This window comes from Halomonas sp. NO4 (assembly GCF_010994375.1).
In the GTDB taxonomy this organism is placed as follows: domain Bacteria; phylum Pseudomonadota; class Gammaproteobacteria; order Pseudomonadales; family Halomonadaceae; genus Halomonas.
Map to the genome: position 1 here is coordinate 223,186 of NZ_WHMA01000003.1, position 16,054 is coordinate 239,239.

The 16,054-nt window shown below is 66.4% G+C and carries 17 protein-coding genes; 16 read left to right on the forward strand and 1 reads right to left on the reverse strand.

Annotation, left to right across the window (positions count from 1 at the left end; genetic code table 11):
* Window positions 1-20: 20 nt before the first annotated feature.
* Window positions 21-1,796, reverse strand: a complete 1,776-nt coding sequence (locus tag FEF15_RS04180) for a chloride channel protein (protein WP_163557965.1) — start codon at window positions 1,794-1,796, stop codon at window positions 21-23.
* A 143-nt stretch (window positions 1,797-1,939) separates the two neighbouring features.
* On the opposite strand from FEF15_RS04180, the gene argC reads away from it, so the two are divergent.
* From argC to atpG, 16 genes are all read left to right on the forward strand, one after another.
* Window positions 1,940-2,974: an N-acetyl-gamma-glutamyl-phosphate reductase gene (gene argC, locus FEF15_RS04185; protein WP_163557890.1), complete on the forward strand. Its 1,035-nt coding sequence runs from the start codon at window positions 1,940-1,942 to the stop codon at window positions 2,972-2,974.
* A 93-nt stretch (window positions 2,975-3,067) separates the two neighbouring features.
* Window positions 3,068-3,421 carry an iron-sulfur cluster insertion protein ErpA gene (gene erpA, locus FEF15_RS04190; RefSeq protein ID WP_163557891.1) on the forward strand — a complete coding sequence of 118 codons (354 nt, stop codon included), beginning with the start codon at window positions 3,068-3,070 and terminating at the stop codon, window positions 3,419-3,421.
* 114 nt (window positions 3,422-3,535) lie between these two features.
* Complete coding sequence (locus FEF15_RS04195; RefSeq protein ID WP_163557892.1) at window positions 3,536-4,303, forward strand: transporter substrate-binding domain-containing protein; 768 nt, start codon at window positions 3,536-3,538, stop codon at window positions 4,301-4,303.
* A gap of 114 nt (window positions 4,304-4,417) precedes the next feature.
* Window positions 4,418-5,089: an amino acid ABC transporter permease gene (locus FEF15_RS04200; protein WP_163557893.1), complete on the forward strand. Its 672-nt coding sequence runs from the start codon at window positions 4,418-4,420 to the stop codon at window positions 5,087-5,089.
* A gap of 12 nt (window positions 5,090-5,101) precedes the next feature.
* Entirely contained in the window at window positions 5,102-5,875 is a 774-nt protein-coding gene (locus FEF15_RS04205) for an amino acid ABC transporter ATP-binding protein (RefSeq protein WP_163557894.1), read from the forward strand.
* Window positions 5,876-6,398: 523 nt separating this feature from the next.
* On the forward strand, window positions 6,399-8,294 hold the full coding sequence (gene mnmG, locus FEF15_RS04210) for a tRNA uridine-5-carboxymethylaminomethyl(34) synthesis enzyme MnmG (RefSeq protein ID WP_163557895.1): 1,896 nt from the start codon (window positions 6,399-6,401) through the stop codon (window positions 8,292-8,294).
* On the forward strand, window positions 8,291-8,953 hold the full coding sequence (gene rsmG, locus FEF15_RS04215) for a 16S rRNA (guanine(527)-N(7))-methyltransferase RsmG (RefSeq protein WP_163557896.1): 663 nt from the start codon (window positions 8,291-8,293) through the stop codon (window positions 8,951-8,953). Before mnmG ends, rsmG begins: the two co-directional genes overlap by 4 nt.
* Before the next feature lie 29 nt (window positions 8,954-8,982).
* Window positions 8,983-9,753, forward strand: a complete 771-nt coding sequence (locus FEF15_RS04220; protein ID WP_163557897.1) for a ParA family protein — start codon at window positions 8,983-8,985, stop codon at window positions 9,751-9,753.
* A 44-nt stretch (window positions 9,754-9,797) separates the two neighbouring features.
* Window positions 9,798-10,715 carry a ParB/RepB/Spo0J family partition protein gene (locus tag FEF15_RS04225; RefSeq protein WP_163557898.1) on the forward strand — a complete coding sequence of 306 codons (918 nt, stop codon included), beginning with the start codon at window positions 9,798-9,800 and terminating at the stop codon, window positions 10,713-10,715.
* A gap of 188 nt (window positions 10,716-10,903) precedes the next feature.
* The gene (locus tag FEF15_RS04230) at window positions 10,904-11,302 is read left to right on the forward strand and encodes an ATP synthase subunit I (RefSeq protein WP_163557899.1); all 399 of its coding nucleotides are present in this window, start codon (window positions 10,904-10,906) and stop codon (window positions 11,300-11,302) included.
* Between the two features lie 17 nt (window positions 11,303-11,319).
* Window positions 11,320-12,147 (forward strand): F0F1 ATP synthase subunit A, encoded by an 828-nt coding sequence (gene atpB / locus FEF15_RS04235; protein WP_163557900.1) that lies wholly within the window; start codon window positions 11,320-11,322, stop codon window positions 12,145-12,147.
* Between the two features lie 70 nt (window positions 12,148-12,217).
* On the forward strand, window positions 12,218-12,445 hold the full coding sequence (gene atpE / locus FEF15_RS04240; RefSeq protein WP_163557901.1) for a F0F1 ATP synthase subunit C: 228 nt from the start codon (window positions 12,218-12,220) through the stop codon (window positions 12,443-12,445).
* Window positions 12,446-12,517: 72 nt separating this feature from the next.
* Entirely contained in the window at window positions 12,518-12,988 is a 471-nt protein-coding gene (locus tag FEF15_RS04245) for a F0F1 ATP synthase subunit B (RefSeq protein ID WP_163557902.1), read from the forward strand.
* 11 nt (window positions 12,989-12,999) lie between these two features.
* Window positions 13,000-13,536: a F0F1 ATP synthase subunit delta gene (locus tag FEF15_RS04250; protein WP_163557903.1), complete on the forward strand. Its 537-nt coding sequence runs from the start codon at window positions 13,000-13,002 to the stop codon at window positions 13,534-13,536.
* Window positions 13,537-13,552: 16 nt separating this feature from the next.
* The gene (atpA, locus tag FEF15_RS04255) at window positions 13,553-15,097 is read left to right on the forward strand and encodes a F0F1 ATP synthase subunit alpha (protein ID WP_163557904.1); all 1,545 of its coding nucleotides are present in this window, start codon (window positions 13,553-13,555) and stop codon (window positions 15,095-15,097) included.
* 68 nt (window positions 15,098-15,165) lie between these two features.
* Window positions 15,166-16,050: a F0F1 ATP synthase subunit gamma gene (gene atpG, locus FEF15_RS04260; protein WP_163557905.1), complete on the forward strand. Its 885-nt coding sequence runs from the start codon at window positions 15,166-15,168 to the stop codon at window positions 16,048-16,050.
* The last annotated feature ends 4 nt before the right edge of the window (window positions 16,051-16,054 follow it).

The window sequence follows — 16,054 nt, forward strand, 5'->3', positions numbered from 1 at the left end:
GCGAGCCAATCTCAGGTGTACTATTCACTGGAGCGCTCGACAGTGAACCGGTAATAGCGCTCGATGGCACCGCGGGTGATGATACCGGAAATCCGCTTCTGCCTCGGCCGGTGGCCATGCTCGACGTAGAGGGCGTCAACGGCCTGGTTGTTGAGCCGCTCGAACGCCTCCGAGAGCGTCGCCTGCAGGTGGATCGGCGCCATTTCCAGGCGCTGGCCGGGGATTTCCAGCAGATCGATCAGCTCGCCCTGCGTCGCTGGCGTGTCGGTAGCGGACGCTTCCATCAGCGCCCGGGCCAGGTCGGCGGCCTTGAGGGCCAGGGTGGGCTTGTCATCGGAGGAGCGGATGATGAGGATCCACACCGGCCCGCGCTCGAGCAGCGCCCGCGCCTGGTCGGGCGTGACCATGCGCGGGGTGCGCACCAGGTTGCGCTCCATCACCGCCGGCACCGAGACGCGCGACAGCGCCTGCATCAGTGGCTGCTGCAGCGGATGCAGACCGTGGCGCGTCGCACCGATGAAGAAGCCATCGCAGCGGCACAGCTGGCGAGCCGTGAGCCCGGCCACCACGACGGCCAGCATCCCGGGCATGATGATGGAGGGGTTGTGGGTGAGCTCGAGCAGCGCCATCAGCGCCGCCAGCGGCGCCTGCAGCACCGCACCCATCATCGCCGCCATTCCCAGCATGGCATAGAGCGCCGGCTCCGAGGCCTCCAGCGGCAGCAGCGCCTGGCCTGCCAGGCCGCAGAGGGCTCCGGCCGCCCCGCCGATCACCAGGATAGGGCCAATGATGCTCACCGGGATGCCGCACGCCACCGTGCCGGCAGTGAGCAAGAGCTTCCCGATGGCTACGGCGAGCAGCACGTCCACCGCCACCGAACCGGAGAGGGTCGCCTGCAGGGTGTCGTAGCCCATGCCCTGCACCTGGGGATACCACCAAGCCACCGCCGCCACGGCGCCGCCGGCGACGGCGAAACGCAGTGCCAGGGGCACGTGCTCCACCCGCCGAACCAGCCGCGAGACGCGCACGAAGAGCCCCGCCAGCAGCCCGATGACCAGAGCGCTGACCACGATCCAGGGCAGATCGAGCAGCGACTTGAGGTGCAGGTCGGGGATGCCGATGGCCGGGTCGGGGCCGTAGACCAGCTGCGCCACCACCGCGCCCATGCTGGAGGCGAGGATCACCGGCATGAAACCGACGATGGTGTACTCCATCATCACCACTTCCATGGCGAAGATGACCCCGGCGATGGGCGTATTGAACGAGGCCGAGATCGCCGCGGCGGTGCCGCAAGCCACCAGCACGCGCAGGCTGTTATGAGGCAGGCGCAGGCGCTGACCCAGGCCGCTGCACGCGGCCGCGCCGAGGTGAATCGCCGGCCCCTCGCGGCCCGCCGAGAGACCACCGATCACCGACACCAGCCCCACCCACCACTGGGTGAACCAGTTGCGCAGCGGGAAGCGTCCCTGCTGGTAAGTCAGGCGGTCGATGACATGCAGCACACCGATCTGCCGGCCGGCCGGCGGCATGCGCCACATCCACAGCCCGATGAGCAGCACCGCCGCCAACGGCATGAGCGTGCGCAGCGGCGCCGAGAGCGCCTCGAAGGCCTCCGGATCGTTGCCAGGAAACAGCAGCCAACCGCCCAGGGCAAGCAGGCTACGGAACACCACCATCAGGGCGCCGGTCACCAGGCCGGAGACCACGCCGAGCACGCAGAGCTGCGGCAAGGCGTCGACGTTGGCGAGCTGGCGACGAAACCGCTCCAGGCTCAAACTGGCGGAGAAGCGCGGGATACGCGGCACGGCGGGTTCCCTGTACGATCCGTGGCCGGGCCGACTGGGTCGCGGCCCTGTCACTTGTGTATCATATCCCGACGGGGCGAGCCCAGTGCGTCGCCCCGGCCCCCTCTCCCTGGCCACCTGATGAGGAGTGCATCGTGATCAAGGTCGGAATCGTCGGCGGCACCGGTTACACCGGCGTCGAACTGCTCAGGCTGCTGGCCCAGCACCCCGAAGTCGAAGTCGAGGCGATCACCTCGCGCTCGGAAGCGGGGGTGGGCGTCTGCGAACTCTACCCCAACCTGCGCGGCCACTACGACGACCTGGCCTTCAGCGAGCCCGACCCCGACCGGCTGGGCGCCTGCGATGCCGTCTTCTTCGCCACGCCCCACGGCGTGGCCCACGCCCTGGCCGGCGAACTGCTCGAGCGCGGCACTCGGGTGATCGACCTCTCGGCGGATTTCCGCCTGCGTGACGCCGAGGAGTGGGCCCAGTGGTACGGCCAGCCCCACGGCGCGCCCGCGCTGCTCGACCAGGCCGTCTACGGTCTGCCCGAGGTCAATCGCGAGCGTATCCGCCAGGCGCGGCTGATCGCCGTGCCCGGCTGCTACCCCACCGCGGTGCAGCTGGGCCTGCTGCCGCTGCTGGAGGCGGGGCTGATCGATGCCGGCCACATCATTGCCGACTGCAAGTCCGGCGTCACCGGCGCGGGTCGCGGCGCCAAGGTGCCCTCGCTGCTCGCCGAGGCCAGCGAGTCGATGAAGGCCTACGGTGCCTCCGGTCACCGCCATCTACCGGAGATCCGCCAGGGGCTGGGCGATGCCGCCGGCGGCCTAGTGGGGCTCACCTTCGTGCCCCACCTCACGCCCATGATTCGCGGCATCCACGCCACTCTCTACGGCCGGCTGACCACGCAGGCCGGTGACCTCCAGGCGCTGTTCGAATCGCGTTTTGCCACCGAGCCCTTCGTCGATGTCATGCCCCCGGGCAGCCACCCGGAAACGCGCAGCGTCAAGGGCGCCAATCTGTGCCGTCTCGCCGTGCATCGCCCCGGCGATGGCGACACCGTGGTGGTGCTCGCGGTGATCGACAACCTGGTCAAGGGCGCCTCGGGCCAGGCGATCCACAACCTCAATCTGATGTTCGGCTGCGACGAGCGGGCCGGGCTCGCCGCCCCGGCGCTGATGCCCTGACCCTGCGCTCGCGCCGCCAAATAGTTGACCCTGCTGCTCGGGAATGGGGATAATCCACGATTAGCCATCCATCCGGCACAGAGGAGTTCGCCCATGAGCGGCGCAGAATCTTTCGTGCCCACCCCCCTGATGCTGTCCGATGCCGCCCAAGCGCGGCTGCGCGCGCTGATCCAGGAGGAGGGCAACCCCGCGCTCAAGCTGCGCGTCTACGTGACCGGCGGCGGCTGCTCGGGTTTCCAGTACGGCTTCGACTTTGCCGAGGAAGTCGGTGAAGAGGACGCCCTGATCGAATTCGACGACGTCGCCATGGTCGTCGACCCCCTCTCCTACCAGTACCTGGTGGGCTCCACCGTGGACTTCGAGGAGGGCCTGGCGGGCACCCGTTTCCTGGTCCAGAACCCCAACGCGACCACCACCTGCGGCTGCGGCGCCTCCTTCATGGTCTAAACGGCCAGCGTTGGCCGGGCGTCTGCCGGCCACTTTGCCCTGACTTGACGCTTCCCCGGGAACTCGCCATGGTTTATGGCGTACTCCACAATAAATCTTTCCACGGGGAAACGCATGAAACGTCATCTGAAATCCGCCGCCATTGCCTCCACCGCCGCCGTCGGCCTCGGCCTTTCCGGCCTGGCCAGCGCCGACAATCACGTCCTTGAGGTCGTCACCGACCCCAGTTTCGTCCCTTTCGAGATGATGGATACGGAAACCGGCGAAATGATCGGTTTCGACATGGATATCCTCGCCGAAGTGGCCGAGCGGGCCGGCTTCGAATACAACCTCCAGACCATGGACTTCAACGGCATCATCCCCGCCGTGCAGACCGGCAACGTCGACATCGCCATCGCCGGCATCACCATCACCGAGGAGCGCGAGGAGATCGTCGACTTCTCGGACCCCTATTACGACAGCGGTCTCAAGATCCTGATCCGCGCCGACAACGACGACGTCGAGGAGCTCGACGACCTCGAGGGCCTGAAGATCGGCACCAAGGTCGGTTCCACCAGCTACGACTTCCTGGAAGAGAACCTCGGCGACGAGGCCGACATCACCCCCTATCCGGGGTCCAGCGACATGTACATGGCGCTGCTCGGCGGCAGCGTCGATGCGGTCTTCTACGACGCGCCCAACGTCGGCTACTTCTCCCAGACCCGCGGCGAGGGTCGCGTCAAGGTGGTCGGTCCGCTCTACGAGGGCCAGCAGTACGGCATCGCCCTGGCCGACGGTAGCGAGTGGGTTGAGCCCGTCAACGAGGCACTCGCCGCCATGAAGGAAGACGGCACCTACGACGAACTCCACGCCAAGTGGTTCGGTAGCAGCAGCGACGAGTAACGGCGCCTCCGCCTGATCGCGGGGTCGGGTCTAAGGACCCGACCCCGCTGCGTTGAGTCCTCGCGTCCCCGCCACTCCGCCCCTTCCACGACGCCTCTTGACGGGAGAACCCTTGTGGACGTCACCTTCCAATTCGACTGGCAGGCGGCCTTCGCCTCCATTCCCCATCTCTTGCCGGGGATCCCCTACACCCTGCTGATCTCCTTCGGTGGCCTGGCCATCGGCTTTCTCATCGGCATCCTCTTCGGCCTGCTGAGCATCAGCCCCCTGCGCTGGCTGCGGTTGCCCGCCGTGGCCTACATCGAGATTTTCCGCGGCACCCCGGTACTGGTGCAGGTGCTGTTCATCTTCTACGGCCTGCCCCAGCTGCTCGGCGGCCCCATCAATGCCCTGGTAGCGGGTATCGCCGCCATCGCCGTCAACTCCGGCGCCTACATTTCGGAGATCGTGCGCGGCGGCGTGCAGTCCATCGAGCGCGGCCAGCGCGAGGCCGGGCTGTCGCTGGGGCTGTCGCGCCGTCAGACCTTCCGCTACATCATCTGGCCCCAGGCCTTCCGTCGCATGATTCCGCCGCTCGGCAACCAGGGCATCATCAGCATCAAGGACACTTCTCTGTTCTCGGTGATCGGCGTCGGTGAGCTGGTCCGCCAGGGCCAGGTCTACATCGCCACCACCTTCACCGCCCTGGAGGTCTATCTGATGGTCGCCCTGCTCTACCTGGCGATCACCCTCAGCCTGTCGTTTGCGCTGCGCCAGCTGGAGCGCAAGGGCCTGGTCGGACAATAAGGAACGCGCGACATGAATCACGACACGTCCCCCTCCGCTGCCGATCCCATCGTGCACCTGGACAAGGTCAACAAGCACTTCGGCAGCCTGCACGTCCTCAAGGACATCGACCTCGAAGTGTCGTCCGGCGAGGTGGTGGTCATCATCGGTGCCAGCGGCTCGGGCAAGTCGACCCTGATCCGCTGCATCAATGGCCTCGAGGAGTTTCAGAGCGGGCATATCCAGGTCGACGGCAACGACCTGGTGCCCCACGGCAAGGCCGGCAAGGCGCTCCAGAAGATCCGCACCGAAGTCGGCATGGTGTTCCAGCAGTTCAACCTGTTTCCGCACCTGAGCGTGCTCGACAACGTGACCCTGGCGCCGATGAAGGTGCGCGGCTGGAGCCGGGCGGATGCCACCGAGACGGCCGAGCGCCTCCTGGAGCGCGTGGACATCGCCGACCAGGCCCACAAGTACCCCAGCCAGCTCTCAGGCGGCCAGCAACAGCGCGTGGCCCTGGCCCGCGCCCTGGCCATGGAGCCGCGCCTGATGCTCTTCGACGAGCCCACCTCGGCGCTCGACCCGGAGATGATCGGCGAGGTGCTGGATGCCATGCGCGAGCTGGCCCGCGAGGGCATGACCATGTTGATCGTCACCCACGAGATGGGCTTTGCCCGCGAGGTGGCCGATCGCGTCATCTACATCCATCAGGGCGAGATCGCCGAACAGGGCCCCCCCGAGCAGATCTTCGATTCACCGCAGAACGAGCCCACCCGCCACTTCCTCTCCCGCGTGCTCAAGCACTGACAGCCACCGCGAACTGGCGCCTCACTCGAGCCCTGTCGTCCGCGACAGGGCTTTTTTTCGCCTGTGGACAACTTTTTTCCGTCAACCGCCCCAACGCGCGTCACGGCAGGGCTGGCGACGGATCCGCCCATTGTTCACAGCCACGGTGACAACGCCGGTACCTGACGGTGGAAAAGCGGTGGGCGCCTCGGGCTGTGGACCACTCCCCCTTTCATCCACAGCTTGCACACCGTCCACGCGCAGGACGTCCGCGCTCTGTCCCGTATTGAGTCAACACCGCAGGACATTGATGCCAAACATATAAATAGGGTTATGCACAGAAAATGTCCACACCAGTAATTACAACCACAACAGAACTTCTCTTTAATCAATCTGTATTGTTATTGATTAAGTCCAGAAGATGGGAAGGAGCCCGAGACGGTGTGGAAAACCCCTGACGCTTACCCACAGGAGGTTTATACTGGCGGGCCGATTGTCATCCCCTGATTGCAAGACAGGCGCGAACGCGCCAACGAGGTGCACCTTGGATTATCCCGACCGCTTCGACGTCATCGTCATCGGCGGCGGCCACGCGGGAACCGAAGCCGCCCTGGCCGCTGCCCGCATGGGCTGTCGGACCCTGCTGCTGACCCACAACATCGAGACCCTGGGCCAGATGTCCTGCAACCCGGCCATCGGCGGCATCGGCAAGAGTCATCTGGTCAAGGAGATCGATGCGCTGGGCGGCGCCATGGGCCTAGCCACCGACCGGGGCGGCATCCAGTTCCGCGTGCTCAATGCCCGCAAGGGCCCCGCGGTGCGTGCCACCCGCGCCCAAGCCGATCGTGTTCGCTACAAGGCGGCCATCCGCGGCCTGCTGGAAAACCAGCCCAACCTGACGCTCTTCCAGCAGGCCGCCGGGGATCTGGTGGTGGACAACGACACCGTGCGCGGCGTGGTCACCGAGACCGGCCTGCGCTTTCTCGCCGAGACGGTGGTGCTGTGCACCGGCACCTTCCTCGGCGGGGTGATCCACATCGGGCTCGACAACAGCCGCGGCGGCCGCGCCGGCGATCCGCCTTCCAACCGCCTGGCCGAACGCCTGCGGGCGCTGCCCTTCCGGGTCGATCGCCTGAAGACCGGCACGCCGCCACGCCTCGATGCCAGGAGCGTGGATTTCGCGGCCCTCGAGGCACAGCCGGGCGATACCCCCACACCGATGATGTCCTACCTGGGCACGCGCGACATGCATCCGCGCCAGGTGAGCTGCCACATCGCCCACACCAACGCGCGCACCCACGAGATCATCCACGCCAACCTCGACCGATCGCCGATGTACTCCGGGGTGATCGAGGGGGTGGGGCCGCGCTACTGCCCGTCGATCGAGGACAAGGTGCACCGCTTCGCCGACAAGGCGAGCCATCAGGTGTTCATCGAGCCGGAGGGGCTCGACACCCACGAGCTCTACCCCAACGGCATCTCCACCTCGCTGCCCTTCGACGTGCAGCTCCAGGTGGTGCGCTCGATCCCGGGCCTGGAGCACGCCCATATCACCCGGCCCGGCTACGCCATCGAGTACGACTTCTTCGACCCCCGCGATCTGAAGCACTCCCTGGAAACGAAATTCATCCACAACCTGTTCTTCGCCGGGCAGATCAACGGTACCACCGGCTACGAGGAAGCCGGCGCCCAGGGGCTGCTGGCCGGTCTCAACGCCGCACGGCGCGCCCGGGGGCGCGAGGCCTGGTGGCCGCGCCGCGACGAGGCCTACCTGGGCGTGCTGGTGGATGACCTGATCACCCTGGGCACCAAGGAGCCCTACCGCATGTTCACCTCGCGCGCCGAGTACCGCCTGCTGCTGCGCGAGGACAACGCCGACCTGCGCCTCACCGAGACCGGACGCGAACTGGGCCTGGTCGACGACACCCGCTGGGCCGCGTTCAGCACCAAGCGCGAGGCGATCGAGCGCGAGAACGCGCGGCTCGAGGCGACCTGGGTGCAGCCCGGCAGCGCAGCGGCCGACACCGTTGCGGCCAAGACCGGCAAGGCGCTGTCCCGTGAGTACCGGTTGCTGGATCTCCTCAAGCGCCCGGAGCTCGGCTACGCCGATGTGGCCGGCCTGGTCGGCGAGCCCGTTGCCGACGAGACCGTGGCCGAGCAGGTGCAGATCCAGGTCAAGTACCAGGGCTACATCGACCGCCAGCAGGACGAGATCGACAAGCTCAAGCGTCACGAGGCGACGCCCCTGCCGGCCGATCTCGATTACGATCAGGTCGAGGGGCTCTCCCACGAGATCCGCCAAAAGCTCGGCGAGGCGCGCCCCGAGACCCTCGCCCAAGCGGCGCGGATCGCCGGGGTGACCCCGGCGGCAGTCTCCATCCTATTGATTCACCTCAAGAAGCGGCGACTGCTCGATGACAGTCGGGTGGCCAGCGCATGAGCGAGGCGCCAAGCGCAACGCATCGCGAGCGTCTCGACGAGGGACTTCACCGGCTGGGCATCGTCGTCGACGGCCGCCAGCGCGAGCGGCTGCTGGCTCTGCTGGCGCTGTTGCACAAGTGGAATCGCGCCTATAACCTCACCGCGATACGTTCACCCGACGAGATGGTGGCCAAGCACCTGCTCGACAGCGCGGCCGTGGCGCCTTTCGTCACCGCCGAGGCGCTGCTCGACGTGGGCGCTGGCCCCGGTCTGCCGGGCCTGGTGCTCGCCATCCTCGAGCCCGAGCGGCCAGTGACCCTGCTCGACAGCAACGGCAAGAAGGTGCGCTTCCAGCGCCAGGCCGTGATGGAACTGGGGCTTGGTAACGTGACGCCGGTGCAGGCGCGGGTGGAGACGTTCGAGCCCCCCGTCGGCGGTTATCCACAGGTGATCTCCCGGGCGTTCGCGAGCCTCGGTGACTTCATCCGGCTGACCGACTCGCTGGTGGCGCCGGATGGGCGCTGGCTGGCGATGAAGGGGCCGGCGGCCGACGAGGAACTTGCCGACCTGCCCGCGGGGGTGGCCCTGCGGGACCGTCAGGCGCTGACGGTGCCGTTCACGACGGGCGGCCGTCAGCTGCTGATCGTGGAGCGAATCGACCACTCCGGCCGCCGGTGAGCGCGCCGCCAGACGCAAGGATGTCGCCCGTGACTCGAATCATCGCGCTAACCAACCAGAAAGGGGGCGTGGGCAAGACCACCACCGCCGTCAACCTGGCGGCGAGCCTCGCCGCCCTGGACCGCCGTGTGCTGCTCGTCGACCTCGATCCCCAGGGGCATGCCACCATGGGCAGCGGTGTCGACAAGCATGCGCTGGACGGCAGCGTGCTCGACCTGCTGCTCGCCGAGAAGGGCGCCCCCGAGGTGATGCTCGACTGTCCCGCCGCCGGCTACGCCCTGCTGCCCGGCAATGGTGACCTCACCGCCGCCGAGGTCGAACTGCTCGACCGGCCCGAGGGGCGCGAGCGCTGCCTGAGTGACGCCCTGGCCACGGTGGCCGGCGAGTACGACGTGGTGCTGATCGACTGTCCGCCGTCGCTGAACATGCTCACCGTCAACGCCCTGACCGCCGCCGATGGGGTGCTGATCCCGCTGCAGTGCGAGTTCTACGCCCTGGAGGGGCTCTCGGCGCTGCTCGATACCGTCGAGCAGATCAAGGACAGCGTGAACCCGGCGCTGGCCATCGACGGCATCCTGCGCACCATGTTCGACTCGCGCAACAGTCTGACCCGGGACGTCAGCAAGCAGCTGCGTGACTATTTCGGCGAGGCGCTGCTGAAGACCACCATCCCGCGCAACGTGCGGGTCGCCGAGGCGCCGAGTCACGGCCTGCCGGTGACCAAGTACGCGCGTTTCTCGCGCGGGAGCCAGGCCCATCGGGTGCTGGCCAAGGAGCTGATCCGCCGCCTGTCGCTGTAGCGGCGAGTGCGGCGTTACCCCTTCGCTGTGATGAGGGAATGTCGATGACGCGAAAACGTCCCCTGGGCCGAGGCCTGGATGCCTTGATCGGTGCCGGTGCCCGCCGCCGCGAAAGCCTTGCCCTGCCCGAGGGGGAGGACGCGCTTGCCGAGGAGGCCCCGGCAACGCTGCCCGCCGCCGCGGCCGAGGAGCGCCTCGAGCGCCTGCCGCTGGGCCAGCTGACCCGCGGTCGTTACCAGCCGCGCCGCGACATCCAGCCCGAGGCCCTCGAGGAGCTCGCCGACTCGATTCGCGCCCAGGGGGTCATGCAGCCCATCGTGGTGCGCCCGGCCGGCGAGGCGCGCTACGAGATCATCGCCGGCGAGCGCCGCTGGCGTGCCGCCCAACTCGCCGAGCTCAACACCATCCCGGCGGTGATCCGCGAGGTCACCGACGAGGTGGCCCTGGCCCTGGCGCTGATCGAGAACATCCAGCGCGAGAACCTGAGCCCCGTCGAGGAGGCCATGGCGCTCAAGCGCCTGCTTGACGAGTTCGAGCTGACCCAGCAGCAGGTCGCCGATGCCGTGGGCAAGTCGCGTGCCCAGGTCGCCAACCTGCTGCGCCTGCTGGCACTCGACCCGGAGGTGCAGACGCTGCTCGAGCGCGGCGACCTGGACATGGGGCATGCCCGCGCTCTGCTCGCGCTCTCCGAGGCCAAGCAGCGGCACGCCGCCCACGAGGTGGTCAATCGCGACCTCACCGTTCGCGACACCGAGGCGCTGGTCAAGCGGCTCCTCGACGGCGAACCGAAGCGCGCCGCGACCCCTCCGCCCAGCCCCGACGTGTCGCGCCTGGAGACCCGCCTCGGCGAGCTGCTCGGCGCCCCGGTGAAGATCCAGCATGGACGCAGCGGCAAGGGGCGGGTGACCATCCGCTATGCGAGTCTCGACGAGCTGGACGGCATCCTCGAGCACATCCGTTGAGCCGTCTGTCGACAATCTCTGCACCTTTGGTCGCATGGAGCGCCATTCGTGGCCAAATCGGGCCGGGTTTGGTTGAAGCCCCGGGGGGGCTTCCCTATAATCCGCCGTTGTTTGCCTGAGGGGCACGAGCAGTGTTCCGGGGCCACGCACCTCGGCTGAGCCGCGGCACACCGTCCGACAGGATGCGCATGCACAGAACTGCTGCCACGAGGCGACGGCGACTGGATGCCACCCGCCTGCTGCTGGCCCAGGTGGCAAGTGCGCTGCTGATGGTCGGGCTCGGCGCGGCGCTAGCCGGCCGCACTGGCGCTGAGTCGGCGCTGCTCGGCGGCCTGACGTGCCTGATTCCTTCACTGTATTTCGTCTGGCGTATGGGCTCGGTGCGCGGTGGCAAGCAGGCAAGACGCTTCGTCGCGAATTTCTACCGCGCCGAGGCGGGAAAGTTCGGTTTGACGGTGGCGCTGTTCGCCCTGGTGTTCGTGACCGCGCCCCCCTCAAACCCGATTTTCTTCTTTGTCGCATATGTGGCGGTACTCTTCACGCACTGGCTGGCCCCCTGGCTGGCACGTGGAAGTCCGGCTCCCTGAATCGAGGTAACCACGGCATGGCAGCAGGTAGCGAAAACACGGCAGCGTATTACATCCAGCACCATCTCCAGAACCTGACGTTCGGTTACCACCCCGAGAACGGCTGGTCGCTCGCCCACTCCGCCGCCGAGGCGCGGGAAATGGGGTTCTGGGCTCTGCACCTCGACACCATGGGCTGGTCCATCGCCATGGGCGTGCTGTTCATCTGGCTGTTCCGCAAGGCGGGTCGCCTGGCCACCACCGGGGTGCCCGGCGGGCTGCAGAACGGCGTGGAGATGGTCGTCGAGTTCATCGAGAACCTGCTGCGATCCACCTTCCATGGCAGAAACCCCATCATCGCCCCGCTGGCGCTGACGCTGTTCGTGTGGATCCTGTTCATGAACACGCTCAAGATCATTCCGGTGGACTATTTCCCGCAGCTGTTCGCCCGCCTTGGCGTCGAGTACATGAAGATCGTGCCCACCACCGATCCCAATGCCACCCTGGGCATGGCGCTGGGGGTGTTTCTGCTGATCATCTACTACAGCATCAAGGTCAAGGGCGCCGGCGGCTTCGCCAAGGAGCTCTCGCTGACCCCGTTCAACCACTGGGCGCTGATCCCCTTCAACCTGGTGCTCGAAGTCATCGGCCTGCTGGTCAAGCCGCTGGGTCTCGGCCTGCGTCTTTTCGGCAACATGTTCGCCGGTGAAGTGATCTTCATCCTGATCGCCCTGCTGCCGTTCTGGGCCATCTGGGTGCTGGACGTGCCCTGGGCGATCTTCCACATTCTGGTGGTCACGCTGCAGGCCTTCATCTTCACGGTGCTGTCCATCGTGTACCTGAGCGCCGCTCACGAGCATCACTGACCCGAGCAACGCTTACCATCCCCTTAACCCCTAACCCGCTGAACCTCAACTCAACGTCAGGAGTATCATCATGGAAATGGTCTACATTGCTGCCGCTATCATCATCGGTCTCGGCGCTCTGGCTACCGGCATCGGCTTCTCCATCCTGGGTGGCAAGCTGCTCGAGTCCACCGCGCGTCAGCCCGAGCTGGGTGACCAGCTGCAGACCAAGACCTTCATCATGGCCGGCCTGCTCGACGCCGTCCCGATGATCGGTGTGGGTATCGCGATGTATCTGATCTTCGTTGTCGCCGGTTAACGTCACTGCCGAGCGCTGAGGCGCTCGGTTTCTCGTTTCCGGTCGCCACGAACCTGTCAGAGGTACATTCCCGTGAATATCAACATGACGCTAATCGGACAGACGCTCGCCTTCGCGATCTTTGTCTGGTTCTGTATCAAGTACGTGTGGCCGCCGATCAGCACGGCGCTCCATGAGCGCCAGAAGAAGATCGCTGATGGTCTCGACGCGGCCAGCCGGGCGTCACGTGACCTCGAGCTCGCCCAGGAACAGGCGGCCGAGACGCTGCGCGAGAGCAAGGAGCAGGCGGCTTCGATCCTCGAGCAGGCCAACAAGCGCTCTTCCCAGATCGTCGAGGAAGCCCGCGAGCAGGCGCGCGCCGAGGGCCAGCGCCTGGTGGCCAGCGCACGTGCCGAGATCGATCAGGAAATCCAACGTGCCAAGGACGAGCTGCGTGCCCAGGTGTCGCACCTCGCGGTGACCGGTGCCGAGCGCGTCCTGGAAGCCTCCGTCGACGAGAAGGCGCATCGCAAGCTGCTCGACAAGCTTGCTGCCGAACTGTGAGGAGGTGATCCATGGCGGAACTGTCTACCGTCGCACGGCCCTACGCCAAGGCGGCGTTCGAGTACGCGCGCGATCACAAGGCGCTGGAGACGTGGTCCGAGTGGCTGGGCAAGCTGGGCCAGGTCGTCGCCGTCCGCGATGTCCAGAAGCTGCTGTCGAGCCCGAGCGTCGCTGCCGAGCGCAAGACTGGCCTGGTGGTCGAGCTGGCCGAGGTCAAGCTCGACGAGGCCGCGCAGCGCTTTCTCGAGGCTCTGGGCGGCAAGGGGCGACTCGCCGCGCTGCCCGCCATCGCCGAGCAGTTCGAACGCCTGCGCGCCGAGCATGACCAGCGCATCGACGTCACCGTCGTCTCAGCCTATGCGCTCGACGACAAGCAGCAGCAGAAGCTCGCCGGCGCGCTCAAGAAGCGCCTGAACCGCGAAATCTCCATTACCACTCAGGTGGACTCCTCGCTTCTCGGGGGCGTCATCCTGCGCGCCGGCGACACCGTCATCGACGGGTCGGTGCGCGGTCGACTGAATCGCCTCTCCGAAGCGCTTACCGCCTGAGATTGAGGGACATGGCATGCAGCAACTGAATCCTTCCGAGATCAGCGACATCATCAAGCAGCGTATCGAAAAGCTGGATGTCGCTTCCGAAGCCCGAAACCAGGGCACCATCGTCAGCGTCTCCGACGGCATCGTGAAGATCCACGGCCTCGAGGACGCGATGTTCGGTGAGATGATCGAATTCCCCGGCAGCATCTTCGGCATGGTGCTCAACCTCGAGCGCGATTCCGTGGGCGCCGTGGTGCTGGGCGACTATCTGCAGCTCGAAGAGGGCATGACCGCCCAGTGCACCGGGCGCATCCTCGAGGTGCCGGTGGGTCCCGAGCTGATCGGCCGCGTGGTGGATGCCCTGGGCAACCCCATCGACGGCAAGGGCGAGGTGGACGCCAAGCTCACCGACGCAGTGGAGAAGGTCGCCCCCGGCGTCATCACCCGCCAGTCGGTGGACCAGCCGATCCAGACCGGTCTCAAGTCCATCGACGCCATGGTGCCGATCGGCCGCGGTCAGCGCGAACTGATCATCGGCGACCGCCAGATCGGCAAGTCGGCCATCGCCGTCGACACCATCATCAACCAGAAGGGCAAGGGCGTCACCTGCGTCTACGTGGCCATCGGTCAGAAGCAGTCGACCATTGCCCAGGTCGTACGCAAGCTCGAAGAGCACGGCGCCATGGAGCACACCATCGTGGTTGCCGCCGGCGCCGCCGACCCGGCCCCGATGCAGTTCCTGGCGGCCTACTCCGGCTGCACCATGGGCGAGTACTTCCGCGACCGCGGCGAAGATGCGCTGATCGTCTACGACGACCTGTCCAAGCAGGCCGTGGCGTACCGCCAGGTGTCGCTGCTGCTGCGTCGTCCGCCGGGACGCGAAGCCTACCCGGGTGACGTCTTCTACCTCCACTCGCGTCTGCTCGAGCGTGCGGCGCGGGTCAATGCCGACTACGTCGAGAAGTTCACGGGCGGCGAAGTGAAGGGCAAGACCGGCTCGCTGACCGCGCTGCCGATCATCGAGACCCAGGGCGGTGACGTCTCGGCGTTCGTGCCGACCAACGTGATCTCCATCACCGACGGCCAGATCTTCCTCGAGACCGATCTGTTCAACTCGGGCATCCGTCCGGCCATCAACGCCGGCCTGTCGGTGTCGCGGGTGGGCGGTTCGGCGCAGACCAAGATCATCAAGAAGCTCGGCGGCGGCGTGCGTCTGGCACTCGCCCAGTACCGGGAGCTGGCGGCGTTCTCGCAGTTCGCCTCCGATCTCGATGAAGCCACCCGCAAGCAGCTGGAGCACGGTCAGCGCGTCACCGAGCTGATGAAGCAGAACCAGTACTCGCCGATGTCGGTGGCCGAGATGGCGCTCTCCCTGTACGCCGCCAACGAGGGCTTCCTGGACGACATCGACGTCTCCAAGGTGCTGGACTTCGAGCGCGCCCTGCGCGACTACATGAAGGCCGAGCACGCCGAGCTGCTCGACAAGATCAACGAGACCGGCGACTACAACGACGAGATCCAGCAAGGACTCAAAGAGGGTCTCGAGAAGTTCAAGGCCACTCAGAGCTGGTAACGCCGCTGGCCCGTCCGCAAGGGCGGGCCCGGAACATCGTCTGAGGGCCACGAACGGAGTAGATCGCTATGGCAGCTGCAAAAGAGATACGCACCCAGATCGGGAGCATCAAGAATACGCAGAAGATCACCAGCGCCATGGAAATGGTCGCTGCATCGAAGATGCGTAAAGCGCAAGACCTGATGAAGGCCAGCCAGCCTTACGCCAAGCAGATCCGCAACGTGGCAGCCCACATCGCCGACGCCAACCCCGAGTATCGTCACGATTACATGATCGAGCGCGACGAGGTGAACCGGGTCGGCTACATCGTGGTGTCCACCGACCGCGGCCTGTGCGGCGGCTTGAACGTCAACCTGTTCAAGTCCGTGGTCCAGGATGCCAAGGCATGGCGAGACAAGGGCGCGGAGCTCGACTTCTGCGCCCTGGGCAGCAAGGCCGGCGCCTTCTTCCGCAACTATGGCGGCAACCTGGTCGCCGCCAAGAGCGGCCTGGGCGAAGCCCCCGAGGTCGACGACCTGATCGGCAGCGTCAAGGTGATGCTCGACGCCTACGACGAGGGGCAGCTCGACCGCCTCTACGTCGTGTACAACGAGTTCGTCAACACCATGACGCAGAAGCCGGTGGTTCGCCAGCTGCTGCCGCTCACGCCCGGCATGGGCATGGATGCGGAAGCGGAAGCCAATCAGCGTCCCGGTAGCTGGGACTACCTGTATGAGCCGGATGCCAAGGCGCTGCTGGAACGCTTGCTGGTTCGTTTCATCGAATCGCAGGTGTACCAGGCGGTGGTCGAGAACGGGGCCTGCGAGCAGGCCGCGCGAATGATCGCCATGAAGAGTGCCACCGACAACGCGGGCAACCTGATCGACGATCTAGAGATGGTGTACAACAAGGCCCGCCAGGCGGCCATCACCCAGGAAATCTCCGAAATCGTCGGCGGTGCTGCCGCCGTATAGCGCC

Coding starts and splice junctions, on each gene's coding strand:
- erpA (WP_163557891.1), top strand. CDS start 3,068: ATGAGCGGCGCAGAATCTTTCGTGCCCACCCCCCTGATGCTGTCCGAT.
- FEF15_RS04195 (WP_163557892.1), top strand. CDS start 3,536: ATGAAACGTCATCTGAAATCCGCCGCCATTGCCTCCACCGCCGCCGTC.
- FEF15_RS04205 (WP_163557894.1), top strand. CDS start 5,102: ATGAATCACGACACGTCCCCCTCCGCTGCCGATCCCATCGTGCACCTG.
- rsmG (WP_163557896.1), top strand. CDS start 8,291: ATGAGCGAGGCGCCAAGCGCAACGCATCGCGAGCGTCTCGACGAGGGA.
- FEF15_RS04225 (WP_163557898.1), top strand. CDS start 9,798: ATGACGCGAAAACGTCCCCTGGGCCGAGGCCTGGATGCCTTGATCGGT.
- FEF15_RS04230 (WP_163557899.1), top strand. CDS start 10,904: ATGCACAGAACTGCTGCCACGAGGCGACGGCGACTGGATGCCACCCGC.
- atpB (WP_163557900.1), top strand. CDS start 11,320: ATGGCAGCAGGTAGCGAAAACACGGCAGCGTATTACATCCAGCACCAT.
- atpE (WP_163557901.1), top strand. CDS start 12,218: ATGGAAATGGTCTACATTGCTGCCGCTATCATCATCGGTCTCGGCGCT.
- FEF15_RS04250 (WP_163557903.1), top strand. CDS start 13,000: ATGGCGGAACTGTCTACCGTCGCACGGCCCTACGCCAAGGCGGCGTTC.
- atpA (WP_163557904.1), top strand. CDS start 13,553: ATGCAGCAACTGAATCCTTCCGAGATCAGCGACATCATCAAGCAGCGT.
- atpG (WP_163557905.1), top strand. CDS start 15,166: ATGGCAGCTGCAAAAGAGATACGCACCCAGATCGGGAGCATCAAGAAT.